Raw genomic sequence first — 3,859 nt, 5'->3', positions numbered from 1 at the left:
AAAGACCTCTTTCTCGGCAACTGCCGAGAGCGTTACGACGCCGCCCAACAGGTTCGGCTCCTCACGCGCCTCGATGTTTGCCGTCCGTGGCAAGGCGATGCGGTGCAGCTGGCCGGCATTGTCGGTCTCCTCGACGCAATAGATCAGCGGACCGCGGGCAAGCGCGACGCGGCCGATATCCTGCCGCACCTCCGGATTGGCGTAGAGACGGTTGACGGCCATTTCGAGATCGAGCTCGACCTGGTCACCCTTGCGCCACTCGCGCCGGATCGCGGCATAGCTGTCGTTGGTTACGCTACCCAGATCGACTGCCTCCCCGTTCACCTTGAGCGCCGCCTTGCGGCACCAGGCTGGCAGGCGCAGGTGCAAGGTAAACTCGGTCGGCGCCTCGGGCTCGATCGTGATCGAGACTGCCCCGTCCCACGGATAATTGCTGGCCTGGGTCAGCTCTATCTGCGTCCCCGCGATATCGAAACGAGCCGTGCTGTTTCCATAGAGATGGACGGCGAGCGCATCGTCCGACAGACTGTAGAAATAGCTGCCGATCGAAGCCACCATGCGGCCGATATTGGGCGGACAGCACGGGCAGCGATGCCATATCCAGCGGTTGTGCTCCCCCCGGCTTTCCAGCGGATTTTCATAGAAGAACAGCGAGCCGTCGAGCGACAGGCCCGAGATCGAGCCGTTGTAGAGAGCTCGCTCCATCATGTCGGCGTAGCGGGCATTCGGACCCATGCCGAGCATGCGGCTTGCCCAGAACACCAATCCGACCGAAGCGCAGGTCTCGGCATAGGCGGTGTCATTGGGCAGGTCGTAGTCGGCGGTAAAACCCTCATTGTGCGACGACGGTCCAATGCCACCGGTGACGTAGAGGTTCTTGGTCGTGAGATCGTCCCACAGCCGGTCGAGCGCCACCCGTAGCGTGTCGTCGCCATATTCGGTGGCGATATCGGCCATGCCCGAATAGAGATACATCGCCCTGACCGCGTGGCCGACGACCTTGTCCTGATCGCGCACCGGCTTGTGCGACTGGCTGTATTCGTAGGTCTTGAAATGATAGGCTCTCGGGTCGGCGCCGCGGGCACGCGCCTCCTCGTCGAAATAATGCGGCTGTTGGCCTCGCTGGTCGATGAAGTATTTGGCGAGGTCCATATACTTTTGCTGACCGGTGACCCGCGCGAGCTTGACAAGCGCCAGCTCGATCTCCTCGTGGCCGCAATAACCCTTCTTCTTGCCGGGCTCGGGACCGAACGTCTCGGCGATATGGTCGACATAGCGGCACATGACGTCGAGCAGCTTGCGCTTTCCCGTCGCCTGGTAATAGGCGACCGCGCCCTCGATCAGGTGGCCGGCGCAATAGAGCTCGTGACAGTCGCGCAGGTTGGTCCAGCGCAGGCCGGGCTGGATACGCTGGTACCAGCTGGAGAGATAACCGTCGGGCTGCTGCAGCTTGCCGTACATGTCGATCACGGCGTCAATCTTCTTCTCCAGCTCGTCATTGCGGCGGCGATACAGCGAATAGGCCGCGGTCTCGATCGTCTTGCCCCAATCGCTGTCCCAGAACATCTGGGTCGTCACCGTAGATCCAGTGAACTCGTTGCCGGCGGTGGCTGCCTCGTCCGGCGAGGGTGAGTGGAACGGAATGACGACGCCCGGCGATGCCCGGTCCGGGTCGATCTGCTCCAGCATGCGCGCCTCGACGCAGCGCTCGTAGAGGATGTCGGCGGTCCTGGTCGCGACGGCATCGACGCGGTCGCCCCAGAAGCCGCGCACATCGACCTGCGGCACGGGCAGCGGACGGAAGGCGAGTTTTGGCTTGCCCAACTTGCTGGTTTGGCCCGGCGTAGTGCCCTGACTGACGGATTGCGATGCGGTCATCAATTTACTCCGGTTCGATTCGATTGGTCACTTCACGGCCCCTGCCATGAGGCCGCGGATGTAGAAGCGCTGCAGCAACAGGAAGAGCACCAGGCATGGCACCATCATCACGGTGACGCCGGCCTGCACCGCGCCCCAGTCGATGGCGCCGAAGCGGCCGGACTGCAGCGCCGTCATCATGATCGGCAGCGTGAATTTGGACTGGTCCGTCATCAGCACCAGCGCCGCCAGGAATTCGTTCCAGGCACCGAGGAATGCGAACAGCGCGATGGTGACGATGCCCGGCCAGACCAGCGGCAGCATCACCCTCAGCAGCATGGTGACATTGTTGGCGCCGTCCATGCGGGCGGCTTCCTCGATCTCGCGCGGCACCGCGTCGAAGGCGTTGCGCATCATGAAGATCGAGAACGGCAGCTGCAGCGTGACATAGACGCAGACCAGCCCGGTCAGCGTGTTGTGCAGACCGATCTTGGTCAGCACCAGGAAGATCGGCGTCAGGATCGACTGGAACGGGATCATGATCGTCGACAGGATGACGACGAAGAGCAGGTTCTTCAGCGGAAAGCGGAATCGCGAGAAACCGTAGCCGGCCAGCACGCTGACGATCACCGACAGCACCACCGTCATGACAGAGACATAGATGCTGTTTTGCGCCGGCAGCCAGAGGCCATCGCCGAAAGTGTTGAGCGTGGCGTAATTCTCGACCGAAAAACCCGTCGTCGGCCAGGGCGGCAGCGGCGGCTGACGCGACTCCTGCGCCGGCTTGAACGCCGAAAGCACGGTCCAGACGATCGGCGCCAGGAACAGCAATGAGGCGATGATGCCCGTCGAGTGCTCGGCGATCTGCATGCCGATGCGGGTTTTGCGGCTCCTTGCCTGCGCCATCAGTCAACGCCCTCCGGTTGGCGCAGCAGCCGCAGCTGGATCAGGCTGAGCGCGACTAGGATGATCAGCAGGATCATCGACAATGCGGCGCCGTAGCCGAGCTTGAACGACACGAATGACTGGTTGAAGATCCAGTAGACGGCAGTCAGCGTCTGGTTGCGCGGCCCACCGCGCAGGATGATGTAGAACTGGTCAAAGGCGAGCACCGAACCGGCAACCGACAGGATCAGCGCCAGCGCGAGGGTGCGGCGCATCAACGGCAGAGTGATGGCGCGAAACCGCGCCAGCGGCCCTGCCCCGTCGATCATCGCCGCCTCCTGCAGATCCGGCGGGATGGATTGCAGGCCGGTCATCAGGATGATCATGGTGAAGCCCGCCACCTTCCAGACGACCATGGCGATGATCGACCAGAAGGCCGGCTGGAACGTTGCCAGCAGATTGACCTTCTTCTCGGTCAGGCCGAGTTCGAAGGCGGCCGGGCTGAACAGGCCGGAATCGACATTGAGAAGCCAAGACCAGAGCAGGCTGGCCGAGGCGAAGCCGATGACCGCCGGCATGAAGAAGGACGTCCGGTAGAAGCCGGTCAGCGGCCGCGGCCTTTCTATGAAAAGCGCCAGCGGAAAGGCGACGGCGAAGATCGCGATCGTCACCACCACCGTGTAGTAGCCGGTGAATTTGAGTGCGTTCCAGAACCTGGCGTCGCGCAGGATCGCCCAGTAATTGTCGAGGCCGATGAAGCTGTGCGCGCCCATCAGCGGCCAATTGTGCAGCGACATCCACGCCGTCATGCAAAGCGGGATGATGAAGAAGACGACGACAAGGGCGACGGCCGGCGCGACATAGAGCAGGCCGATCCACTGCCGGCGGCCGGCGCCGACCAGTTTGCGGCGACGCGCTGGGGTGGAAATTGCTGCGATGGAGGTCATGCCTGTTCTTCCGTTAGCGCTACGTCCCCCTCCCCCTTGAGGAGGGTCCGGCCGAAGGCCGCCTCCGACGCGCGCCGACGCAAAAGAACGTCGAGCACTGCCGCAACGACCCCACCCGGACCTGCGGTCCGACCTCCCCCTCGAGGGGGAGGTAACGGGGCCTACTGTTG

General features: G+C 63.1%; 3 protein-coding genes. All 3 read right to left on the bottom strand.

The genetic code is table 11. The annotated features are described in order from the left end of the window. Window positions 1–1,878 (bottom strand): beta-L-arabinofuranosidase domain-containing protein (locus EOA86_RS25800; protein ID WP_164891980.1); only part of this gene is annotated, 1,878 nt, incomplete at its 3' end. 27 nt (window positions 1,879–1,905) lie between these two features. Continuing rightward, window positions 1,906–2,763, bottom strand: coding sequence for a carbohydrate ABC transporter permease (locus EOA86_RS25795; protein WP_128344275.1), 858 nt, complete (start codon window positions 2,761–2,763; stop codon window positions 1,906–1,908). Continuing rightward, window positions 2,763–3,689, bottom strand: coding sequence for a sugar ABC transporter permease (locus tag EOA86_RS25790; protein ID WP_128344274.1), 927 nt, complete (start codon window positions 3,687–3,689; stop codon window positions 2,763–2,765). Before EOA86_RS25790 ends, EOA86_RS25795 begins: the two co-directional genes overlap by 1 nt. Between the last annotated feature and the right edge of the window lie 170 nt (window positions 3,690–3,859).

Source organism: Mesorhizobium sp. M5C.F.Ca.IN.020.32.2.1 (assembly GCF_004023105.1).
In the GTDB taxonomy this organism is placed as follows: Bacteria; Pseudomonadota; Alphaproteobacteria; order Rhizobiales; family Rhizobiaceae; genus Mesorhizobium; species Mesorhizobium wenxiniae.
Note: the sequence above shows the minus strand (reverse complement) of the source record. Positions and strands in the feature narration are given on the sequence as shown.